Source organism: Rothia nasisuis, assembly GCF_928381405.1.
Lineage (GTDB): Bacteria > Actinomycetota > Actinomycetes > Actinomycetales > Micrococcaceae > Rothia > Rothia nasisuis.
The window spans coordinates 294,017-315,619 of the sequence record NZ_CAKMSB010000001.1 but is presented as its reverse complement, the minus strand read 5'-3'; the positions used below and the strand labels follow the sequence as shown (position 1 = coordinate 315,619).

Sequence of the window (21,603 nt, the reverse complement as noted above, 5' to 3'; positions counted from 1 at the left end):
CTTCAAGGTAAACTTATGATTGAACTTTCAGCTGTTGAGATTGCGGGCGCGGTAGAGGGCACCCTCCTCGGTGTTTCTGAGGATCAGCAATGGGCTTTGACATGCACATCTGCTAGTACAGACTCTCGCGAGGTAGACCCGGGCTGTCTCTTTATTGCTAAGCCTGGTGAAGTAACAGATGGCCATAACTATCTCTCGACTGCTTTCGAAGCCGGAGCGTCTCTAGCTCTCGTTGAACGTGAGGTAAAGGACGCTCACGGTCAGGTTTATCCCTCGGTTCTGGTCGATGATGTTGTGCTAGCTATGGGTCGCCTAGCTTCTTTCATAACCAGGCGTCTGCGCGAGCAGGGGGATATCACGGTCGTGGGCATCACCGGGTCAGCGGGCAAAACCACTACTAAGGATCTGCTGGCGGCTATCTTTGGTGCGGCCGGTAAGACCGTTGCCCCCCTCGGTTCCTTTAACGGTGAGGTAGGTGTGCCGCTGACGGTCTTTCGCGCGGAGCTAGACACCCGCTACTTGGTCATCGAGATGGGAGCAGACCGCGTAGGCAATATCAGGTACCTGACTGACATGATTCAACCTGACTTCGGTGTGGTGCTCAAAGTGGGAACCGCTCACGCGGGTGAATTCGGCGGCGTCGATAATATCGAAGCAACTAAGGGCGAAATGGCCGAAGGCGTGCGCCTAGGTCTAGCCCTAAATATCGACGACTACCGGGTGCGTCGCATGATTAACCGTGCCTCAACCCCCGTGGTCTACTTCGGTGTTGAGGGCCGTGAGGCTGAAGAAACTGTCTCGGATTATTCCGAAGTCCGCCAAGAGCGCATCACAGCGAGCAACCTCACGACGGACAGCGGGGGCAGACCGGTTTTCACTCTGACCTTCCCCTCGGGGGAGAGCTTTGAAATTTCTTCTCAGCTTATCGGCGAACACCATGTCTACAACCTGCTGGCGGCGGCCACGGTGGCTTATCAGGCCGGGATTGACTCTGCAACTATTGCCGGGCAGCTGGCTGTAGCCGGTGCCGCCTCCAAATGGCGGATGCAGCGTACGGATCGAGCAGACGGCATCACGGTCATTAACGACGCCTACAACGCCAACCCCGAATCCATGACCGCTGCCCTTCAAACCCTAGCCCAGCTCGGCCGTCTACCCGGGACCAACCGAACCTGGGCCGTACTGGGTGCCATGCTTGAGCTGGGTGAGCAAACCCTGGCTGAGCATGACCGCATTGGTCAGCTGGCCGTCCGCCTGAATATTTCAAAGACCGTTGCAGTAGGGGAGATTGCCAAGGCCATCTACAACACCGCGCATCTGGAGGGTTCTTGGGGGCATGAGGCTACCTGGGTTGCCACCCCTGACGAAGCATTCGAACTTTTGCGTGGACAGCTTGAACCCGGTGATATTGTACTTTTCAAATCTTCAAATGGTGCTGGCCTGGGCCGACTCGGTCAAAGGGTCTCTGAGTATGAGGGAGACCTCACCCGCCAGAAGAAGCAAAACGAACATTCACAGCCCTGGCTAAGCGCAGGAGACTTTGCACAAACGCTAAACTCAGACAATGGCGCAGAAACAGACACTGCCACCGAATCACAGACAAACTTATAACCGGGAAGGCTCAGACACCGCATGATTTCCATCCTGTTGGCTGCCGCTTTTGGCCTGCTCATCTCGATTATCGGCACTCCGCTCTATACCAAATGGCTGGTGAAGCAGCAGTTTGGCCAGTTCATTCGAGAAGACGGCCCCACCTCTCACCAGACCAAGCGGGGAACCCCCACTATGGGCGGTGTGATGATGATGGCGGCAACCGTGTTCGGTTTCTTTCTGGCTTTGGGGGCCACCGCGGTTTTGACCGGCGTTGCAGAGGCTCCCAGCGCCTCGGTGCTCCTTTCGCTGTTTCTCATGCTGGGTATGGCCGGTGTGGGCTTTGTCGATGACTTCTCGAAAATATGGAAAAAACAGAGCGAAGGGCTAACCCCCAAGGGAAAAATTGTTCTGCAGGGGCTCATCGGAACCCTGTTTGCGGTGGGTGCACTTTTGCTGGAGGACGAACGTGGCTGGTCCCCGGCGTCCTCCCAGCTCTCTTTTACCCGCGATATTTCCTGGCTTGATTTGGCCTTCGCTGGGCCAGTAGTCGGTATTATTCTCTTTATCATTTGGGCAAACTTAATCGCTACAGCCACCACCAACGCTGTTAACCTGACAGACGGCCTAGATGGTCTCGCTACCGGTGTTTCAATCATGGTGTTTTCGGGTTATCTACTTATCTCGATGTGGCAGGCCCAGAACCTGTGCGCCCCCGGTTCTAGTTCAGCTGCCTGCTACGAGGTGCCCGATTCGGCCCAGATGGCTGTTCTCGCAGCCTCACTGATAGGGGCATTGATTGGCTTTCTGTGGTGGAACACCTCACCGGCCACTATCTTCATGGGTGACACGGGTTCGCTGGGCCTAGGTGGAGCGCTTGCCGCCTTCGCTATTATTACCCGCACCCAGATGCTGCTGCCGATTATCGCCGGGCTTTTTGTGATGATTGCGCTGTCTGTGATTATTCAGGTCGGTTACTTCAAGATGAGCGGCGGCAAACGCGTATTTCTCATGGCACCCTTGCAGCACCACTTTGAGCTCAAGGGCTGGACCGAGGTCAACGTGGTAATCCGCTTCTGGATTTTGGCCGGTCTCTTTGTGGCCGTTGCCCTTGGTATTTTCTACGGCGACTGGTTGCTGATTAATGGAGGTGACTTTTAGTGAAGGCTTCAAACGCCAACCCCGTCTATGGCTATGAACGACTAGAGAAACTGACGCGTTGGGAATCTGACTGGGCCGGTTTGCGCGTGGTGGTTGCGGGGCTTGGCGTCAGTGGGTTCGCAGCGGCAGATACGCTCATTGAATTGGGCGCGCGTGTGGTGGTGGTCGACGGATCTGACGCGCAGGCTACCCGTGATAAGGCTGATACCCTCACGATTGTGGGCTCAGCCGGTTCGGTATTGGGCTTGGACGCTATGGACGCCCTGCCACTTGTGGATGGGAAGCCCGCTGAACTGGTCGTGGCCTCGCCCGGGCTCGCTCCCTCCCTGGGTATTTTGGCGGATGCTGTAGCTCAGAAGATTCAAATCTGGGGTGATATTGAGTTAGCCTGGCGTCTGCGTCAACGTGAAGGTCACAAGACAGCCCCCTGGCTGGCTATCACCGGTACGAACGGTAAGACCACCACCGTGGGTATGACGGAGTCCATTCTGCAGACCGCTGGCTACAAAGCCCTTGCCGTGGGTAACGTAGGAACCCCCATTCTCGATGCCCTCCGTGACCCGGTAGACTACGATTTCTTCGCTGTTGAGCTCTCTAGCTTTCAGCTGCACTGGGTATACTCCATGTCTCCGCTGGCCTCAGTGGTACTGAACGTAGCTGAAGATCACGTGGACTGGCATCAGGGGTACAGCAATTACATGGCTGATAAGGCTCGTGTTTACGAGAACACCCAGGTGGCGTGTGTTTTTAATGCCAACTACCCCGAAATCGTAACCATGGTCGAAGAAGCGGACGTAGTCGAGGGCGCCCGTGCTATTGGGTTCTGGGCTGATACCCCGGGGCTCTCTATGCTGGGAGTCATCGATGGGCTTTTGGTTGATCGGGCTTTTCTTGATGACCGCCGCAACCAGGCGCTTGAACTTGCCGAGGTTGCAGACACCGGTCATCTACCCACCAAACACACCGTAGAGAACGCACTGGTGGCTGCGGCACTGACCCGTGCAGCGGGTGTCTCGCCTGAGCAGGTCAAGGCCGGGTTACAGGCCTATGAGCCCGGTGCTCACCGTATTCAGCTCGTGGCCAATACACACGGCGTTCTGTGGGTCAACGACTCTAAAGCAACCAACCCCCACGCCGCCAACGCTTCACTGGCTTCTTTCAACCCCGTCATCTGGGTGGCTGGGGGTCTGTCCAAGGGCGTGACGTACGATGAGCTCGTCAGTAATCACAGGGACCGCCTCAAGGCCGTGATTCTGATTGGCACCGATACCGAGGCCCTGCAAGCGGCCCTGGCTAAGCATGCCCCCGAGGTTCCGGTTCGTAATGTTACCGCTAGCTCCCTGCTCGCCGATCCCACTGACGGTAATGCCGTGATGCGGCTGGCCGTAGCTGAAGCTCACGAAATCTCTGAACAAAACGACACCGTGCTCATGGCGCCGGCTGCGGCTTCGATGGATCAGTTCGCTTCGTATGCTGACCGCGGCAACAGCTTTATCGATGCGGTAGCCGACCTTGTCAACCAGATTAATTCGTAGCCACCCGGCCACACGGAGGGAGACGTAACTATGCCCCTGGTAGCAAACACCACACGACGCCGACTTGCCAATGGCCTGAGGAATCTAGGCCCCGCTCTCAAGAAGACCTGGGAAAACGCACAGGTGCGCCTGAGTACTATGGTGCTCACCGACGTCCCCGTGGTGCTGATGGTGACCGCTATTATCCTGACACTTTTCGGTGTGATGATGGTGCTCTCAGCCTCAAGCGTCGAACAGATATCATCGGGGGTGGGTGCCTACACGCAGGCGCGTTCCCAGGGCGTATTCGCCTTAATTGGCCTGGTACTCATGCTTGTGGTGGGGTATCTGATTCCGGTGACCTGGTACCGCAGACCGGCTGCGTTAACGGCGCTCCTTGCGGTGGTGGTAGTGCTACTCGTGGCCGTCATTGTTGTGGGTACCACCGTTAACGGTAACCGCAACTGGATCAACCTAGGGGGCCTCTCTGTGCAGCCCTCAGAATTCGCCAAGCCGGTTATGATTTTGTGGCTTGCCTCGGTTTACTCCCGTCAGGGCCGTATCGATGTGGGAACGCCCGGGCAAACCATCTACAAAGGGCTTATGCCGGCTGTGGTGGGTTTTGGCCTGGTGACAGCTCTGATTCTGGCCGGTCACGACGTGGGCACGGTGCTGGTTTATGCCGTGGTTTTTCTTGCCATGATTATGGTGGCCCGCCCATCCAGAGCCCTGGTGATGCTTACCGTGGGTCTGGGCCTGGTAGCAGGTGCCGCTATGGTTTTGATGAGCCCCAACCGAGTTGAGCGTCTGCTCAACACCTACTCCTTCTGGAAGGACTGTGTCGAGGCCACCTGTGACCAGGCAAACTCCGGCCTGGCAGCCCTCGCCACCGGAGGTTTCTGGGGTGTGGGCTTGGGGCAGTCACGCCAAAAGTACAACTATCTACCAGAAGCCCACAACGACTATATTTTTGCTGTTGTGGGGGAGGAGCTTGGACTCATTGGGGCGCTGGCCGTGCTGGTGCTTTACGCAGCCCTCATCTATGCTGCTATGCGCATCCTGTTGCGCTCCTCAGACCTTTTCATTCGCTTTGCAACCGTAGGTATAATCACCTGGATTGCAGGTCAGGCCCTGCTGAATATCAGTATGGTGGCGGGCGTAGCCCCCGTCATCGGGGTGCCATTGCCCTTTATCTCCGCAGGCGGCTCTGCGCTCATCTCCTCTTTGATTGGCGTTGGTATTCTGATAGCTTTTGCTCGCCAGACCCCGCTGACGTCCATGGTGGGAGAAAGCCCAGCACCTGCTAACAGTAAGATGCACAAGGACGCTACCCGTCGTCTTGGTCTGGCTCGTATTGCTGAACGTGAGCAGGCGGTGATTGCTGCTGATCCCGTTGGTGCCGGCTGGACCCTCGACAAGTTCCGTACCCGCCTCGGGCTACTGATTGACGGCCGGGCACGTACACCCGCCCCACCCGCTTCGACCCCTTCGCCTGCGAAGAAAGGCCCGGTGCCTCAGCCCCCCTCAGCTGCCCTAAGGCAGTCGGGTACGCCGCACGCAGCCGCGTCCCAGCCTAAAAATCAGCCTGAGGCTCCGCCACCACCGACGAAAAAACAGCAGCCGGTAGCTCCCGTTCAGCCCTCAGAGCCTGCGCTCCCTGCGGGCCTACGCACTATTCGCAAAGCACGCCAGCTACCCGACAACAAGCAGTAGCTACTCTAGGAGAGGTAAGCTCGCTCACCTCGGCCCGGTTAAAGTGCGGCCTGGCAAGAACCCAGCGTAAACTGAAGGGGCACCACAGAAGAGCAAAGGGAGTAAGCACTCATGACCCAAGCACCCACTGTCGTTCTGGCAGGCGGAGGAACAGCCGGGCATATCAACCCCATGCTGGCTATCGCACGGGCCCTGCAAGAGCGGGAGCCGGGCGTAGGCATAGTGACCGTTGGTACTGAAAACAGTATGGAAGCCCGCATGGTTCCCGCTGCGGGTTACGAGATGCGTTTTATCCCCAAGGTTCCCTTTCCGCGTCGTCCCACCCTTGATGCCCTCACCTTTCCGGGGCGTTTCCGTAACTCCATCAAACAGGCGGAGAGGATTCTGAACGAAACTGAGGCACAGGTGCTTGTTGGCGTGGGAGGGTATGTGTGCACCCCCATGTATTTAGCCGCTTACAGGTTAGGTGTGCCCGTCATTATTCACGAGGCCAATGCGAAACCGGGCCTGGCTAACAGAGTAGGTGCTACAAAAGCTGCCCTGGTGGCCACAGCCTTTCCTAACACCCCTATCAAAGGGGCCCGTACCGTGGGTATGCCCATGCGCCAGAACATCGCCACCCTGAATCGGGCAGCTGAGCAGGCAGGTGCACGTGAACGCCTGGGGCTGGACCCAGACCTACCAACGCTGGTCGTCACAGGAGGTTCGTTAGGGGCACTCAGTCTCAATCGAACCGTAGCTGAAATTATTGATGAAATTGCGCCGGCAGGCTATCAGCTACTGCACATCACCGGCCGAGAGAAGGCGCTGAAGGACGATACTGGGCAGCCGCGCACAGCGCCCGGCTACCATCAGGTCGAGTTCATCACCTCTATGGAGGATGTCTATGCAGCGGCCGATTTGATGGTGGTGCGCTCCGGCGCTGCAACCGTCAGTGAAGTCGCGGCTGTGGGTCTGCCCGCTATTTTTGTGCCCCTGCCCATTGGAAACGGTGAACAGGCTCTGAATGCCCGTTCACTGGTAGAGTCCGGGGCAGGCCTGCTCGTTGACGACTCCGAATTCACGGCCAGCTGGTTTCGCGCTACCGTCCCCGGTTTACTGGCCGACCCCGAAAAACTAGCCGATATGGCTGATAAGTCCTACCGACACGGCATCCGTGATGCTGCGGAGGTTATGGCAGACGAAGTACTGAAGGCGGTACGCGCATGAGCAACTCTTTGATGAATCTTTCTATTGACCTTCCCGTGCCTCTGAACCCTCCCTTCCCCGATCGGCCCGCTCTCAACCGCTTGGGCGCTGTACATTTTGTGGGTATTGGCGGAGCTGGCATGTCTGCTATTGCCCGTCTCATGTTGGCAGCTGGCATGACTGTCAGTGGGTCAGATCAGGTTGAGAGCGCTGCGGTCAGCGCCCTTCGTGAGCTGGGCGCGCATGTATCTGTGCCGCAGGCCGCTGAGAACCTTGACGGGGTAGACACCGTAGTGGTGTCAACCGCTATTCGTGATGATAATCCCGAGCTGGCCGGTGCTCGTGAACGCGGCTTGCGGGTGCTCCACCGCTCTGAGGCGCTGGCTGCGACTATGCGTGACTCCCAGGTAATTGCGGTTGCCGGTACACACGGTAAGACCACCACCAGTTCCATGATTGCGGTGATGCTCGGTGAACTGGGGCTTGACCCTTCTTTTGCGGTGGGCTCGACAATCGCCGGGTATAACACCAACGCTCATCTAGGTGCTGGTGGTGAAAAAACCTGGTTTGTGGCTGAAGCTGATGAATCAGATGGGTCTTTTGTGCGGTACCGCCCCGAAATTGCGGTGATAACCAACGCCGAGCCGGACCATCTCGATTTCTATGGTTCTTCTGAACGAGTGTTTGAGGCCTTTAACCGCTTTATTGCCTCCATGGCTCCTGGTGGAGTTTTTGTGACCTGCCTTGATGATCCTGGCGCGGCTCATTTGGCGGCTCGGGTCGCCGAGGCCGGTGTGCAGGTGGTGACCTACGGTGAGGGCGAGAACGCCATGGTCCGCCTCACCGGTATCACCTCTGAGGGTACCGCCTGCTCATCGAACCTGGTGTGGAACTTTACTGCCCGTGGGCAGGAATATGCTGGCCACATTACTCTTACCCTGAAAGTGCCGGGCGTCCATAACCAGCTCAACGCTACGGCGTCCTTTATCTGCGCTCTCATCGCTGGAGCAAGCCCCGAAGCTGCAGCTACCGCCCTGGGCACCTTTGGCGGCACCGACCGCCGCTTCACCCTGCGCGGTGAGGTTGCTGGCGTGAAGGTTTTTGATGATTACGCTCATCACCCTACCGAGGTGCAACGCGCGCTTGAGACCGGGCGAACGGTAGCTTCTGGTCATAATCTTTATGTCATTTTTCAACCCCACCTCTTTTCTCGCACCCAGGAGTTTGCCGCTGAATTTGCACAGGCCCTAGCCCAGGCTGACCGCACCTATGTGCTCGATATCTACCCCGCCCGAGAGGCTCCTATAGAGGGCGTGACAAGCCGCCTTATTACCGAGGCTGGCTATTCAGAGGTGCACTATGCTAAGAGCGCTGAAGAGGCGGTTGAGGCTGTGGTGGCTGCGGCGCTACCCGGTGATATTGTTATGACCGTTGGCGCGGGCGATGTCACCTCCTTGGGGCGGGTACTCGTTGAGAAACTTGCCATACGTACAACCGAAGGTGCTACGAACTAGTGACTGATACGAGCGGAACCGAGAATAACAGGGGGCGAAAGTCACACGTTAGGCTCAATTCAGCTAAGGTGAGCCAGCTCCCTGAGAGTACAGATAATCTGGTCGATATTTCGAACAACAGCCGCTTTGCCCAGTGGCGTGAAGCCCAGAAGCAGGCTAAGGCACAGCGCCAGGCTACGGCTACACCACGGCGTGCGGACGCTGGCGGGCAGAGCCCGGCGGCCCCCACCCCCTTGCGCCCCCGCACCCGAGCTGGATGGAGCTGGAAAAAGTGGGCGAGTCTGATGGGCGCACTATTCCTAGCAGCACTTATTTTTGTGGGCGTGGTTTTCTTCTCACCTCTGCTAGCTACGCGCACTATTACGGTGCAGGGAGCTTCCCTCCTTGATGCTTCGACTGTTAAAGAACAGCTAAGCCCGTTGGAGGGGGTACCCATGACCCGTATTACCGAGTCGGATGTATCCTCTTTGATTGGCAACGAGAACGTGCTGTATGGCGTTACGCTTGAGGCAAATCCACCGCATGAGCTAGTTGTCAAACTGCACGAGCGGGTGCCCGTTGCTGTGGTGGAAGATGCTGGGGTCTATGTGCTTGTAGATAACGAGGGCGTGCAACTGGGGCAGGCGGAGTCCGTTGAAGAAGCCGGTGTGCCCCTGGTTGCTGGTGGCCTCGATATTGTTGGCACTCCGGCCTTTGAAACAGTAACGGGTGTGCTAGCGGCTCTACCTACCTCTATCCTTTCCCAAGTATCTGAAGCGAAGGCTGACTCGGCCTCAACAATTACTCTGGAGATGGCCGACGGGACCCAAGTGGTCTGGGGGACACCGCAAGACAGTGAGATTAAAGCTAAGGTATTGGTTCAGCTTATGGAGTCAGTGGGGAGTGAAGTGAGTGTAACGACCTACGATGTCTCAAGCCCGCTCGTCCCCACCGTACAATAGATTCAACTTCTACCTTAGGTTTTCTTTACACCTTGGTATTTTCTAAGAAAAATAAGCTCATTAGTGAAACCAGGGCGACAATGTCAGGTGAAGTTGATAATCTTTCATTGATTGAATTAATAGGTTTACTCCAATTCTCAACTTTAAATCGATAGTTGAGTTGGCCTGAATAAAGCACAAAATAGTAGGGATTCCATGGATACAGCAACTCCCCAGAACTACCTGGCAGTCATTAAGGTCGTCGGTATCGGCGGCGGTGGCGTCAACGCTGTCAACCGCATGATTGAGGTTGGTCTGCGTGGCGTTGAATTTATCGCAATTAACACCGACGCTCAGGCTCTGCTCATGTCGGATGCAGATGTCAAACTTGACGTCGGCCGCGAACTGACCAGAGGCCTGGGTGCAGGCGCTAATCCCGATGTTGGGCGTCAGGCTGCCGAAGATCACGAACAGGAAATTGAAGAGGTCCTCAAGGGTGCAGATATGGTCTTCGTGACCGCCGGTGAAGGTGGTGGCACTGGTACCGGTGGCGCCCCCGTCGTTGCCCGCATTGCACGCTCTCTCGGCGCGTTGACTATCGGTGTTGTTACCCGCCCCTTCACCTTCGAGGGCCGCCGCCGCTCCAACCAGGCAGAAACCGGCATCGCCTCACTTCGTGATGAGGTCGACACCCTGATTGTGATTCCTAACGATCGACTGCTCTCTATCTCAGACCGAAACGTATCCATGCTTGATGCCTTCAAATCAGCAGACCAGGTCCTGCTCTCTGGTGTTCAGGGCATCACCGACCTGATTACTACCCCGGGCCTGATCAACCTCGACTTTGCTGACGTCAAGTCCGTCATGCAGGGCGCAGGTTCAGCGCTCATGGGCATTGGTTCGGCCTCAGGTGAGGACCGTGCTGTCAAGGCAGCTGAGCTGGCTATAGCCTCACCTCTACTCGAAGCATCAATTGACGGCGCCCACGGCGTTCTGCTCTCTATCCAGGGCGGTTCAGACCTGGGTCTGTTCGAAATTAACGAAGCAGCTCGCCTGGTTCAGGAGGTCGCGCACCCCGATGCCAACATCATCTTTGGTGCCGTCATTGACGATGCGCTGGGTGACGAGGCACGTGTTACCGTCATCGCAGCAGGCTTCGACTCTGTTGACCCCGAAACCAACTCCAACAGCACTAATGCGGCAGCTAACCAGGCTGCACGCACCCAGCAGTCCTTCGGCGGCACCTCAGCCGCCCCCGCTACGGCGGGTAATGGCTTTGGCTCTGCACCTGCTGCGGGTAGCAATAGGAACAACGGTAGCGCTGACGTTCCTACCAACGCGGGTTTCGATGTAGATTTGCCGCCTGTAGTTGAAGACAATCAGCAGAGCCGCCGTGAGACCCTCGACGTTCCGGACTTTCTAAAGTAACAAAAACGGCCCTGCTCGTTTCAAACGAGATAGGGTAGAGGGGTGGAAGCACCGGCTGCTTCCACCCCTCTCGTCTTTAAACTTCACCTACCAGGAGCCCCCGTGACGGACTTTCTGTTTTCGAGCGCTGAGCATAGAACCGTTGACGGTTCTGTAGTAAAGGTAGCTTTCACCTCGGTCGGAGCAGGTAACCTGGGCTTGCATGTTGGCGGCAGCCAGGCCGAAGTATTGACTGCACGCACAAGACTCGAAGAACGACTGCTCGGCCCCAGTGCTCTCTACGGATTCACCTATCTGAACCAGGTACACGGAACTGCGGTGTTCAACGCGGACCAAACCAACCCCCTGCCCGCGGGGCATAGGCAGGTGCTCCCGGGCGCACATCTTTCGGCCCCCACTGCAGATGCCGCCTCTAGCTCGGAGGCAAAACCCCTGGCGATTATGGTGGCTGATTGTATTCCCGTTGTGTTTATAGGGGAGCACCGTCAGAGCGGCCAGCCGGTGTTGGGTGTAGCCCACGCTGGCCGCCGCGGTCTGCTGGACGGGGTTCTGCAGGCTGAGATTCATGACCTGGTGGCCCGTGAAGCAGAAAATATTCATGCCTGGCTCGGCCCTTCCATCTGTGGGCGTTGCTATGAAGTCCCCGAGAGTATGTTCACAGAGTCAGTTGCGCAGTGTGCAGAGGTGGCTTCTCGAACGAGCTGGGGCACCCCAGGTCTTGACCTGCCAGCCGGTGCAGTTGCAGTGTTGAGTAGCCACCCGGCGGGTATTGCCGTTCATACCGATACAGCAGCCTGCACTTTTGAAACCTCAGATCTCTATTCGCACCGTGGTCATACACAGCGAGCAGAAGCTGCTGGCCGAATCGCAGGTCTGGTCTGGGTAGAGTCTGCACAAAACACTATCGATGAGGAGACAGGCCGGTGAAACTGACCTATACCCCTGAGCGGGCCGCTGAACTGCGCGAGCGGGTGGGGGGCGTCCGCAAAATTCTTGAACAGGCAGCCCAAGATGTCAGTGGTGCTCGCACCACAGCCTCGCCAGCCCCTGAGCTGGTTGTGGTCACCAAGTTCTTTCCAGCCTCTGACGTGGCGGCCCTGTACGACACGGGGATGGGCAAGGTCGGCGAGAACCGAGACCAAGAAGCTTCGGCTAAGTCCAAGGAACTGGCTACCTACACTGGCGGCTCACTCCGTTGGGCCTTTATCGGCCAGCTACAGACAAATAAATCAAAGTCAGTGGTGCAGTACGCTAGCGAGGTGCAGTCGGTGGATCGCCTGCAATTAGCTGATGCGCTCTCGAAAGCCTATACCAACCGTCTAGCGCGCTACGAAGCTGGTGAAGCTCCCGCTCCCGCAGCCCACGCCCACGGTGGATTGCGTTGCCTTATTCAGATTGGTCTAGATGAGTCGGTTGAGGCTACCGCGGGTCAGGCAGCTCTTGGGGCTCGGGGTGGTGCTGCCCCAGCAGATGTGGCGGCCCTTGCCGAACGCATCGAATCTTTACCGGGACTCACCCTGGGAGGGATGATGGCAGTTGCCCCGCTGGGGCAGGACGCAGCAGCCGCCTTTGAGCGTCTCTACGGTTACGCCCAGCAACTCCAAGCAACTTACCCGCAAGCTACAACCATATCAGCCGGTATGAGCCACGACCTGGCTGAAGCTGTACGGTGGGGCTCCACCGAAGTCCGAGTCGGCTCAGCCATCATGGGCCCCCGCCCCGTTGCCTAACCTTTGCTCCATACATCAGCCCAACGGCTAAGGACCTTGCCCCTGAATTCACCGGGAATCGGCAGATGCTTCATGGGCTTGTCATTCGGCACAGGCGGCATATTTTTGGTACCGTAAAAGGTTGTTGGAACAGTGGAAACAGCGCCCGAAACCACCGGGTGGGCAACACTGTTGACGAGGGAGGGAACACATGGCTCGCACACTTCACCAGGCGATGGCCTACCTAGGTCTGGGCCAGGTAGAAGATGATAACCAACGGGCGGAGCGCCGTACCCCTGAGACGGTCTATGAAGAAACTGTTTTCATGCCCGATGACCAGTACGAAGACTACGACGACCGTTTAACACGTGAGCCGCGCACCTACGCCTCCTCCACAGCTGACCGCGACGTGCTCCACGGTATAGCTTCTGACCAGGTAGCGGCTCAGAATAATGCGCCCCGGTCTCATGTCACCGAAACCTACGGAACATCCTCCTCAGAGCGTCCTTACGGTAGCGTATCCACCACTGAAGCTGACAAACTGCTCGAGCTGAACTCCACTGGTTCAGACGAGTGGGACCTCCCTGCCACCGATTCAAGGGTCGCCCGTAGCGCGCCCTCTTTCACCCCATCCGTCCCCGAAGAAAGCAGCGACGAATTGCGCCGTATCACCACCATCCACCCCCGCTCCTACAACGATGCCAAGATTATCGGCGAGTCCTTTCGCGAGAATATCCCGGTCATCATGAATGTGACCGACATGGGAGATGCCGACGCAAAGCGTCTTATTGACTTCTCTGCGGGTTTGGCTTTCGCACTCAATGGCCATATTGAGCGCGTCACCGACAAAGTCTTTTTGTTAACCCCCGCCAATCTTGAGGTGCTGGGTGCTGAAGGTACCGAGGTCCCCGTCGCCCTCGATAGCGACGACGACGTAACCCCCTTCAATCAGGTTTAGGTTACGGACTATGGGTTACCTTGTATCCCTGCTGGCGATTGCGCTGTATTTGCTCATCGTGACCTTCATGATTCGTCTGGTGTTTGACTGGGTGACAATGTTTGCCCGGTACTGGCGCCCCAAGGGCATAACGTTGATTTTGGCTTCTTTTGTGTATTCGGTAACAGACCCGCTCATGAACGTGACCCGCCGCTTTATCAAGCCTTTGAACCTGGGTGGTATCTCGCTGGATTTGGGATTTATGGTCTTGCTAGTGGCTCTAGGGTTTGGCTTTATGGTACTCAGTAGGCTGACGCAAACTTTGTCGTAAAACAAGGGCTACCCCGCCCAGCGTGGGCGGGTCGCGGTGAGTGCGCTAGTGAGCGGATGCGTGACCAGTGGCTCATCCTTAATGTGCGCCTAGAATGTTGCAAGCTCTGCCGTTGCCATGTAATTTTGTGTTGTAGTAAATAGGGGACTACCCGAACTTTCAACGCACTGAGAGTTCGAGCGTCGTACACGAGCGCTAACAGCCAACTCTGCTGTAGCTTGACTCGAACCGCTCATCTTGAGGCCGGGTTCAAAGCCGAACGCGGGTGGAATGTCATCTGCCTGCTGGGCGCTAGTGGCCGAAGCAAATACGTTTTAGAAAATAGAGGTGAACAATCGTGGCACTCACGCCTGAGGAAGTCATTAACAAGCGCTTCCAGCCAACTAAGTTTAAGGAAGGCTACAACCCCGAAGAGGTTGATGACTTTCTCGATGAGATTGTCATTGAGCTACGCCGTCTGAACGCTGAAAATTTGAGCCTGAAACGTCAGCTTGAAGAAGCTGAAGCGAAGATTTCTCTGGCTCCTGCACAGCAGTCCACCGGTACAGCGGCAGCGGCTGCTACCTCCCAGCAGTCTGCCACTAACTCGGTTGCATCACCTGCAGCTTCAGCTCCTGTTGCTGACTCCGCTGGCGCACCCTCTAGCGCAACTGGCCTGCTGGCCATGGCTCAGAAGGTCCACGACGACTACGTCTTAGAGGGCAAGCGTGAGCGTGAGCGTCTCATCGGTGAAGGCCGCGATGAAGCCAGTAAGTTGGTTACTGACGCTGAGCAGAAGTCAAGTCAGGTTTTGGGTGAACTTGAAAGGAGCAAGAGTGCCCTTGAAGTTTCTGTGGCCAAGCTGCGTTCCTTTGAGAACCAGTACCGCACTTCGCTACGCGACTACCTGAATAAGCAGCTGACCAACCTTGAGGAGGCTCCGGCACTGGAACCCAAGGGTGATGGCGCTCCAGCCGTAGCTAAAACCGCTAATGACTCGAAGCAGACCCAGGGGTTTGGCGCTTTTAACCAGCGTAATGGCGGTGGAGCTAACAACAATAAGCTCTAGTCTTTAAGATTGGGTATATACCTTAGGCGGCAATTCCCTGCGCAGGGGGTTGCCGCCTGAGATGTTTAAGATAGTCTCTAGCGGTACCCGGGGCGGCCCAGACACGATAAGCTAGGGTGTGCAGTTTTTGATGAGAGATTTACGGGGGCGCTGTGGCTTCGGCGAGGAGTGGTGAGGGTACGATGACGGTGCCCGTGCGGACGATTTCTGGGCTGAGCAAGGCGTTACTGGCCGGTGCGCTGTTCGCTACCATCTATGGGGTTGACCAGTGGGTGAAGCACCTGGTGGAGAGCACCATGCAGGTGGGGCAAACCATCACCGTTATTGATGGGTGGCTTTGGTGGCGCTACTATTTGAACTCCGGTGCTGCTTTTTCAATGGGGGAGGGATCCACCTGGATTTTCACCATCATATCGACCGTGGGGGCTCTGGTCTGCCTGTGGCTCATCGTCCGTGCCCGCACCCTTCCCTGGGTGGTGCTTCTAGCGACCCTGGCCGGTGGGATTGTGGGCAACTTGCATGACCGTCTCTTTCGCGAGCCGGGCTTTGGAGTGGGCCATGTAGTGGATTATATTTCTGTGCCGAACTTTGCGATTTTTAACATTGCGGATGCCTCTATCTGTATTTCGATGGCTGCGATTGTTCTGCTTACTTTTCTGGGCTATCGCATGGATGGTCAGCGGGAGGTAAAAGCTGAGGAGACCGCTGTGAAAGGTGGGGCATCGGAATGAGCCAGAAGATTGAGCTGGAATTTGTGATAGCAGGGGAGCAGGCGGGTACCCGTTTAGACGCCCTGCTGGCGGAGGTCTCTGGCCAGTCCCGTGCTACGGTGGCTACCTGGTTTAGAGACGCCGCTGTAAGGCTTTTCGATACCGGGGGCAGGGAAGTGAAGGCAAAGGCGTCCACCAAGGTAGCTGCCGGGCAGACCGTGCGTGCTACTGGCTCACCCCCTCGTGACCTTACACGGATTGAGGCGGAGCAGATTGATGGTTTCTCCCTCGTGTACCAGGACGATGACATAGTGGTGGTCGATAAGCCCACCGGTGTTGCAGCCCACCCCTCCATGGGCTGGCACGGGCCTACCGTCGTCGGCGCCCTCAAGTATGCCGGAGTTGAGATTGCCACCAGCGGAGCTGCTGAACGGCAGGGCATCGTGCACCGCTTGGACGTGGGTACCTCAGGCCTCATGGTGGTCGCTAAAAATGAGCGCGCCTACTCGGTGCTCAAGAGTGCCTTCAAAGAGCGAACAGTGAATAAGGTGTACCACACTCTGGTGCAGGGGTTACCCGACCCCCTCAAGGGCACCATTGATGCCCCGATTGGCCGTCATCCCGGCAGCGAGTGGAAATTTGCGGTCAGCGAGGACGGAAAACCCGCTATCACCCACTATGAGGTACAAGAAGCTTTTGGCCCGGCGTCCCTGGTTGAGGTGCACCTTGAGACCGGCCGTACTCATCAGATCCGCGTGCATTTTTCGGCTTTACGCCACCCCTGCGCCGGTGATCTGACCTATGGGGCTGACCCGGTGCTTTCAGCCCACCTGGGGCTGACCCGCCAGTGGCTTCACGCTCACCGCCTAGGCTTTACGCACCCTAGCACCGGTGAGCCCGTCGAATATGTGAGCCCCTACCCGCAGGATTTGGTCTACGCGCTAGAAGCCCTGCGCGAGGGCAACTTTGGTTCTTAGTTGAGATTTGTAGAGAGGTAGCGTCATGACTCGAACTGACTTCACCCACTTGCACGTGCACACCGAGTACTCCATGCTTGACGGTGCCGCCCGACTCACCGATCTCTTTGAGCACTCCAAGAATCTCGGCATGAATGCCTTAGCGACGACCGACCACGGCTTTCTCTTTGGTGCCTTCGACTTTTGGAACAAGGCCAAGCAAGCCGGGGTTAAACCCATTATTGGGGTGGAAGCCTACCTGACCCCGGGCACAGCCCGTTCTGACCGAACCCGAGTGAAGTTTGGTGAGGGCGGCCGTGATGACGTCTCTGGTGGTGGCGCTTACACGCACATGACCATGTGGGCAGAGAACACACAGGGCATGCATAACCTGTTTCGGGCGTCATCGCTTGCCTCACTTGAGGGGCACTTCTACAAGCCGCGTATGGATCGCGACCTGTTGCAAACCTACGGCAAGGGCCTGATCGCCACTACCGGCTGCCCCTCTGGTGAAGTCCAGACTCGTTTGCGCCTGGGCCAGTACCGCGAGGCCCTGCAGGCGGCATCTGACTTCCGTGACATCTTCGGCAAAGAAAACTTCTACTGCGAGCTCATGGACCACGGTCTTTCCATCGAGAAAAACGTGATGGCCGACTTGCTCAAGCTCGCCAAAGAGCTCGACCTGCCCCTGGTCGCTACCAACGACCTGCACTATACTCACGCCGAGGACGCCAAAGCGCACGCCGCCTTGCTCTGCGTGCAGTCGGGCTCCACCTTGCAGGACCCTAAACGTTTTAAATTCGACGCCGATAACTTCTACCTCAAGTCGCCAGCTGAGATGCGCGAACTCTTCCGCGACTACCCCGAGGCCTGCAACAACACCATGGAGATCGCCGAGCGCTGCTCTGTGGAGTTCAATACCAAGGCCAACTATATGCCCAACTTCCCCGTACCCGAGGGCGAAAACGAGGAATCCTGGTTCGTCAAAGAAGTTGAGCGCGGCTTGCACTATCGATTCCCCAAGGGGGTGCCCGATGATGTCCGCAAGCAAGCTGAGTACGAAGTGGACGTTATCTCCCAGATGGGCTTCCCCGGCTACTTTCTGGTGGTTGCCGACTTTATCAACTGGGCCAAGGAGAACGGCATCCGCGTGGGCCCCGGTCGCGGCTCGGGTGCGGGCTCTATGGTTGCCTACGCCATGCGTATCACTGACCTGAATCCGCTTGAACACGACCTGATTTTCGAGCGCTTTCTCAACCCTGATCGCGTTTCCATGCCTGACTTCGACGTGGACTTTGACGATCGCCGCCGCTCTGAAGTGATTCACTATGTGACCGAGAAGTACGGCGAAGATAAGGTGGCTATGATTGTCACCTACGGCACTATTAAAGCCAAGCAGGCGCTCAAGGATTCCTCCCGTGTGCTGGGCTACCCCTTCTCCACCGGTGAGCGCTTGACCAAGGCCATGCCTGAGGACGTCATGGGCAAAAATATTGCCTTGGCGAATGTCTATAACTCTGACGACAAGCGTTACAACGATGCGCAGGAGTTGCGAGACCTGATTGAGACTGATCAGGATGCCGCTAAGGTCTTTGAAACAGCCAAGGGCCTTGAGGGCCTCAAGCGCCAGTGGGGCGTGCACGCGGCGGGCGTCATTATGTCGAGTCACGACCTCATTGATGTGATTCCCATTATGCGCCGAGAGCAGGACGGGCAGGTTATCACCCAGTTCGATTACCCCACCTGTGAGGGGCTGGGGCTGATTAAGATGGACTTCTTGGGCCTGCGTAACCTGACCATCATTTCGGATGCGATTGAAAATATTAAGCTCAACCGCGACCTTGACCTTGATCTTGAGACACTTGAACTTGATGACGCTGCCTCCTACAAGCTACTTGCTCGTGGCGACACCCTGGGCGTCTTCCAGCTCGACGGCGGGCCCATGCGTCAGCTACTCAAGCTCATGCAGCCCGACCACTTTGAGCACATTTCGGCGGTCCTGGCCCTCTACCGCCCAGGCCCCATGGGTGCGAACTCCCACACCAACTATGCCCTGCGCAAAAACGGTCTACAGGAGGTCACCCCCATCCACCCGGAGCTTGAGGAGCCTTTGGCGGAAATTCTGGGAACCACCTACGGCCTGATTGTGTATCAGGAGCAGGTTATGGCGATCGCCCAGAAGGTTGCTAACTACTCTCTGGGTGAGGCAGACATTCTGCGCCGTGCCATGGGCAAGAAGAAGAAGGAGGAGCTGGATAAACAGTACGCCACCTTCCGCCAGGGCATGCTTGATAACGGCTACTCTGAGGGCGCGGTGAAGGCACTGTGGGACATCTTGCTTCCCTTCTCTGACTACGCCTTTAACAAGGCTCATACCGCAGCCTACGGTCTGGTGTCTTATTGGACTGCCTACCTGAAGGCGCACTTTCCCCAGGAGTACATGGCTGCCCTGCTGACCTCGGTTGGCGATGACAAAGACAAACTGGCGCTCTACCTAAACGAATGCCGCCACATGAAGATTACGGTGCTACCGCCCGATGTGAATGAATCGGCCCTGAACTTCACCCCTGTGGGTGACGACATTCGCTTTGGTATGGGAGCAATTCGTAACGTGGGTGCCAATGTGGTTGCGGCCATGGTTGCTAGCCGCGAGGAGAAGGGCCGCTATGAGAGTTTCAATGACTTTCTCGCCAAGGTGCCCGTTGTGGTCTGCAATAAACGTACCGTGGATTCGCTGATTAAGGCCGGTGCTTTTGACTCGCTGGGTCACAACCGACGCCCGCTCTCTATGATTCACGAGGAGGCCATTGACGCAACCGTCTCAATCAAGCGGCAGGAGGCCGCCGGTCAGTTTGACCTCTTCGGTGGGCTAGGGCTTGAGGAGGATAACCCGGTCGGGGAGTTTGCGGTGCAGGTTCCGGATTCCCCCGAATGGGAGAAGCGCGACAAGCTCAACTTTGAGCGCGAGATGCTGGGCCTTTACGTCTCTGACCACCCCCTACGCGGCTTAGAAGATGCCCTTGATGCTCTCTCGGATTCAACCATCCAGGGCTTGCTTTCTGAGGATTCGGTTAAGCCTGACGGTGCGATTGTGACCGTAGCAGGCATGATTACCTCGGTCTCCCGCCGCATCGCCAAGAACTCGGGTAACCCCTATGCTCGGATTGAGCTGGAGGACCGCACGGGGTCTATTGAGGTCATGTTCTTTGGCCGGGCCTATGAGCCGATTGCGGGGGTGCTGGCCGAAGACCTGATTTGTACCATCAAGGGGCGCCTGCAGCGCCGTGACGACGGGTCGGTGACTCTAAGCGCCCAGGAGCTGAATATACCCGAGATTTCGGCGGACAGTGTGGGTGGACCAGTGACCATCGTGCTCCCGGAATACAAGGCTACCGAGGAGGCTCTGGGGCAGCTGCGCGATATTCTGCGCAACCACCGCGGTGAATCCGAGGTGCGAATCGCCATGACTACCCGTACCAAGCGTCTGCTGATTCGTCTGGGCGCAGACCTGCGTGTTAACCCAAACCCGGCTCTCTTTGGTGACTTGAAGGTGCTCCTGGGCCCGGCCTGCTTGGACGCGTAGCTTGGGGAACAAGGAACGCCCTACCCACTGCAACCGTTTAAAACAGTGAGAGCACGTAGACTCTACGTGCTCTCACTGTTGTGCTCCACCTTGCACAGAAGGCGGTAGCGCGTTAGGGGCGGCCTATATCGGCTGGTTTATCGTACTGGTAGCCCTTGGGTGAGCTGGGGAAGAAGTACATGACGAACGGAACGATACCAAGAGCAACGAGGGTAAGCAGGTAGAAAGCGCCGTGAAAACCAGCGTCCTGTAGCCTGCGCCAGCTGACGGCAATAGTGCAAACAAGCGTGATTAGACCCCAAAGCCCGAGAAGAATGAGAAGAACAATGACGCCGTAGGCAGGCTCGGTGCTACTTTCAGCGAGTGCCTCGTACTCAGCGCGGGTGATTTCACCAGTCACGTATTGAGTGGAGGCCTCATTGAACCTGGCTACTTCGCTCACTCTGCTTGCGACGGCAAAGCTCAAGATGATTGCCATGACGAGTGTAACGAGATAAAAGGTGCCGTAAACCCACCAGAACTCTGAGCGAGATGCCCTACCTGAGAAGTGGAAGAGGTACTTGAAATTATTTTTCAGTGCCTGGCTGAAACCGACAGCGGGGCGGGGCTGTGAACCGGTCGAAGCTGGCTGGTGATAGTCAGTGTTCTCCATGAGGGGAACCCTTTCGAATCATATGCGATTTAGTGATGTGTACATGGAGCCAGGTAGCTAGGGGGCAAAGCTGACTCCGCTTCTTAGTGTAGCGGCTCTGACCTCTAAGAATAAATATTTAATGCTCTACGGGCAGTTATGGCAAAGGAATCTGGTTGTTTAAAGCCGTGTGGAGTCGTAGCGCTGGCGGTTGGCCTGTACTTCAGCTAGGTGGGTTTCGGCCCAGATACGCACTGCTGTAAGAGGCTCTACGGTGGTGGCGCCTAGGGGAGTGAGCTTGTAGTCCACGCGCGGGGGCACACTGGCGGTGACCAGGCGTTCAACCAACCCGTCGCGTTCCATGGAGCGCAGGGTTTCAGTGAGAACCTTGGGTGAGATGCCCTCTACCCGGGTTTTGATGTCCTTGAACCGCACCGGCTCACCGTCAGCAAGCACGGCGACGATCAGCGGTGTCCAGCGGTCGGTCAGGTGGCGCAGCACCATGCGGGAGGGGCAGTGCTGGCTCAGAACGTCGGCGGGCAGCTGCTCTGCGTCGGGCGGGGAAGCGGGGCGGACGTCCGCGCTGACCTGGGTTGAGGAGGGCATGGTGGGCCTTTCGAAAAGTTTTTTAAAAATCTTCCAATAGTTACCTTGAGGTAATTAGTTTCTA

General features: G+C 57.0%; 18 protein-coding genes. 16 read left to right on the top strand and 2 right to left on the bottom strand.

Translation table 11 applies throughout. From position 1 onward, the window contains the following. Positions 1–15 precede the first annotated feature (15 nt). The 16 genes from L6966_RS01330 to dnaE all read left to right on the top strand — a co-directional run bounded on the left by L6966_RS01330 (position 16) and on the right by dnaE (position 20,302). Positions 16–1,611, top strand: coding sequence for a UDP-N-acetylmuramoyl-tripeptide--D-alanyl-D-alanine ligase (locus L6966_RS01330; protein WP_237232755.1), 1,596 nt, complete (start codon positions 16–18; stop codon positions 1,609–1,611). A 21-nt stretch (positions 1,612–1,632) separates the two neighbouring features. Further along, positions 1,633–2,751 carry a phospho-N-acetylmuramoyl-pentapeptide-transferase gene (gene mraY, locus L6966_RS01325; protein ID WP_237232754.1) on the top strand — a complete coding sequence of 373 codons (1,119 nt, stop codon included), beginning with the start codon at positions 1,633–1,635 and terminating at the stop codon, positions 2,749–2,751. Continuing rightward, the gene (gene murD, locus L6966_RS01320) at positions 2,751–4,286 is read left to right on the top strand and encodes a UDP-N-acetylmuramoyl-L-alanine--D-glutamate ligase (RefSeq protein WP_237232753.1); all 1,536 of its coding nucleotides are present in this window, start codon (positions 2,751–2,753) and stop codon (positions 4,284–4,286) included. The genes mraY and murD overlap by 1 nt, the downstream gene beginning before the upstream one ends. Before the next feature lie 30 nt (positions 4,287–4,316). Further along, positions 4,317–5,978: an FtsW/RodA/SpoVE family cell cycle protein gene (locus L6966_RS01315; RefSeq protein ID WP_237232752.1), complete on the top strand. Its 1,662-nt coding sequence runs from the start codon at positions 4,317–4,319 to the stop codon at positions 5,976–5,978. 111 nt (positions 5,979–6,089) lie between these two features. Beyond that, complete coding sequence (murG, locus tag L6966_RS01310; RefSeq protein WP_237232751.1) at positions 6,090–7,187, top strand: undecaprenyldiphospho-muramoylpentapeptide beta-N-acetylglucosaminyltransferase; 1,098 nt, start codon at positions 6,090–6,092, stop codon at positions 7,185–7,187. Beyond that, complete coding sequence (gene murC / locus L6966_RS01305; RefSeq protein ID WP_237232750.1) at positions 7,184–8,680, top strand: UDP-N-acetylmuramate--L-alanine ligase; 1,497 nt, start codon at positions 7,184–7,186, stop codon at positions 8,678–8,680. The genes murG and murC overlap by 4 nt, the downstream gene beginning before the upstream one ends. Continuing rightward, a complete protein-coding gene (locus L6966_RS01300) occupies positions 8,680–9,621 on the top strand; it encodes a cell division protein FtsQ/DivIB (RefSeq protein ID WP_237232749.1) in 942 nt (313 codons plus the stop codon). The genes murC and L6966_RS01300 overlap by 1 nt, the downstream gene beginning before the upstream one ends. 195 nt (positions 9,622–9,816) lie before the next feature. Continuing rightward, positions 9,817–11,028, top strand: coding sequence for a cell division protein FtsZ (gene ftsZ, locus L6966_RS01295; protein WP_083091777.1), 1,212 nt, complete (start codon positions 9,817–9,819; stop codon positions 11,026–11,028). 102 nt (positions 11,029–11,130) lie between these two features. After that, a complete protein-coding gene (locus L6966_RS01290) occupies positions 11,131–11,955 on the top strand; it encodes a purine nucleoside phosphorylase YfiH/LACC1 family protein (RefSeq protein ID WP_237232748.1) in 825 nt (274 codons plus the stop codon). After that, complete coding sequence (locus L6966_RS01285) at positions 11,952–12,758, top strand: YggS family pyridoxal phosphate-dependent enzyme (RefSeq protein ID WP_237232747.1); 807 nt, start codon at positions 11,952–11,954, stop codon at positions 12,756–12,758. The genes L6966_RS01290 and L6966_RS01285 overlap by 4 nt, the downstream gene beginning before the upstream one ends. Positions 12,759–12,948: 190 nt before the next feature. Then, positions 12,949–13,695, top strand: a complete 747-nt coding sequence (locus L6966_RS01280) for a cell division protein SepF (protein WP_237232746.1) — start codon at positions 12,949–12,951, stop codon at positions 13,693–13,695. 10 nt (positions 13,696–13,705) lie between these two features. Further along, complete coding sequence (locus tag L6966_RS01275) at positions 13,706–14,005, top strand: YggT family protein (protein WP_237223718.1); 300 nt, start codon at positions 13,706–13,708, stop codon at positions 14,003–14,005. Between the two features lie 337 nt (positions 14,006–14,342). Beyond that, entirely contained in the window at positions 14,343–15,053 is a 711-nt protein-coding gene (locus tag L6966_RS01270) for a DivIVA domain-containing protein (protein ID WP_083091773.1), read from the top strand. Between the two features lie 152 nt (positions 15,054–15,205). Next, complete coding sequence (gene lspA / locus L6966_RS01265) at positions 15,206–15,784, top strand: signal peptidase II (protein ID WP_237232745.1); 579 nt, start codon at positions 15,206–15,208, stop codon at positions 15,782–15,784. Then, entirely contained in the window at positions 15,781–16,740 is a 960-nt protein-coding gene (locus L6966_RS01260) for an RluA family pseudouridine synthase (RefSeq protein WP_237232744.1), read from the top strand. The genes lspA and L6966_RS01260 overlap by 4 nt, the downstream gene beginning before the upstream one ends. 25 nt (positions 16,741–16,765) lie before the next feature. Beyond that, on the top strand, positions 16,766–20,302 hold the full coding sequence (gene dnaE, locus L6966_RS01255; RefSeq protein ID WP_083091770.1) for a DNA polymerase III subunit alpha: 3,537 nt from the start codon (positions 16,766–16,768) through the stop codon (positions 20,300–20,302). A 112-nt stretch (positions 20,303–20,414) separates the two neighbouring features. Here the strand turns inward: dnaE and L6966_RS01250 are convergent, their stop codons facing one another. Both L6966_RS01250 and L6966_RS01245 read right to left on the bottom strand, forming a co-directional pair. Next, positions 20,415–20,954: a DUF805 domain-containing protein gene (locus L6966_RS01250; RefSeq protein WP_083091769.1), complete on the bottom strand. Its 540-nt coding sequence runs from the start codon at positions 20,952–20,954 to the stop codon at positions 20,415–20,417. A 159-nt stretch (positions 20,955–21,113) separates the two neighbouring features. After that, entirely contained in the window at positions 21,114–21,539 is a 426-nt protein-coding gene (locus L6966_RS01245; RefSeq protein WP_083091768.1) for a winged helix-turn-helix transcriptional regulator, read from the bottom strand. Positions 21,540–21,603: the final 64 nt, after the last annotated feature.

What these genes read in the sequence shown, in the direction of transcription:
- L6966_RS01330 (WP_237232755.1), top strand. Translation starts at nt 16, where the DNA reads ATGATTGAACTTTCAGCTGTTGAGATTGCGGGCGCGGTAGAGGGCACC.
- mraY (WP_237232754.1), top strand. Translation starts at nt 1,633, where the DNA reads ATGATTTCCATCCTGTTGGCTGCCGCTTTTGGCCTGCTCATCTCGATT.
- L6966_RS01315 (WP_237232752.1), top strand. Translation starts at nt 4,317, where the DNA reads ATGCCCCTGGTAGCAAACACCACACGACGCCGACTTGCCAATGGCCTG.
- murG (WP_237232751.1), top strand. Translation starts at nt 6,090, where the DNA reads ATGACCCAAGCACCCACTGTCGTTCTGGCAGGCGGAGGAACAGCCGGG.
- murC (WP_237232750.1), top strand. Translation starts at nt 7,184, where the DNA reads ATGAGCAACTCTTTGATGAATCTTTCTATTGACCTTCCCGTGCCTCTG.
- ftsZ (WP_083091777.1), top strand. Translation starts at nt 9,817, where the DNA reads ATGGATACAGCAACTCCCCAGAACTACCTGGCAGTCATTAAGGTCGTC.
- L6966_RS01280 (WP_237232746.1), top strand. Translation starts at nt 12,949, where the DNA reads ATGGCTCGCACACTTCACCAGGCGATGGCCTACCTAGGTCTGGGCCAG.
- L6966_RS01275 (WP_237223718.1), top strand. Translation starts at nt 13,706, where the DNA reads ATGGGTTACCTTGTATCCCTGCTGGCGATTGCGCTGTATTTGCTCATC.
- L6966_RS01260 (WP_237232744.1), top strand. Translation starts at nt 15,781, where the DNA reads ATGAGCCAGAAGATTGAGCTGGAATTTGTGATAGCAGGGGAGCAGGCG.
- dnaE (WP_083091770.1), top strand. Translation starts at nt 16,766, where the DNA reads ATGACTCGAACTGACTTCACCCACTTGCACGTGCACACCGAGTACTCC.
- L6966_RS01250 (WP_083091769.1), bottom strand. Translation starts at nt 20,954, where the DNA reads ATGGAGAACACTGACTATCACCAGCCAGCTTCGACCGGTTCACAGCCC.
- L6966_RS01245 (WP_083091768.1), bottom strand. Translation starts at nt 21,539, where the DNA reads ATGCCCTCCTCAACCCAGGTCAGCGCGGACGTCCGCCCCGCTTCCCCG.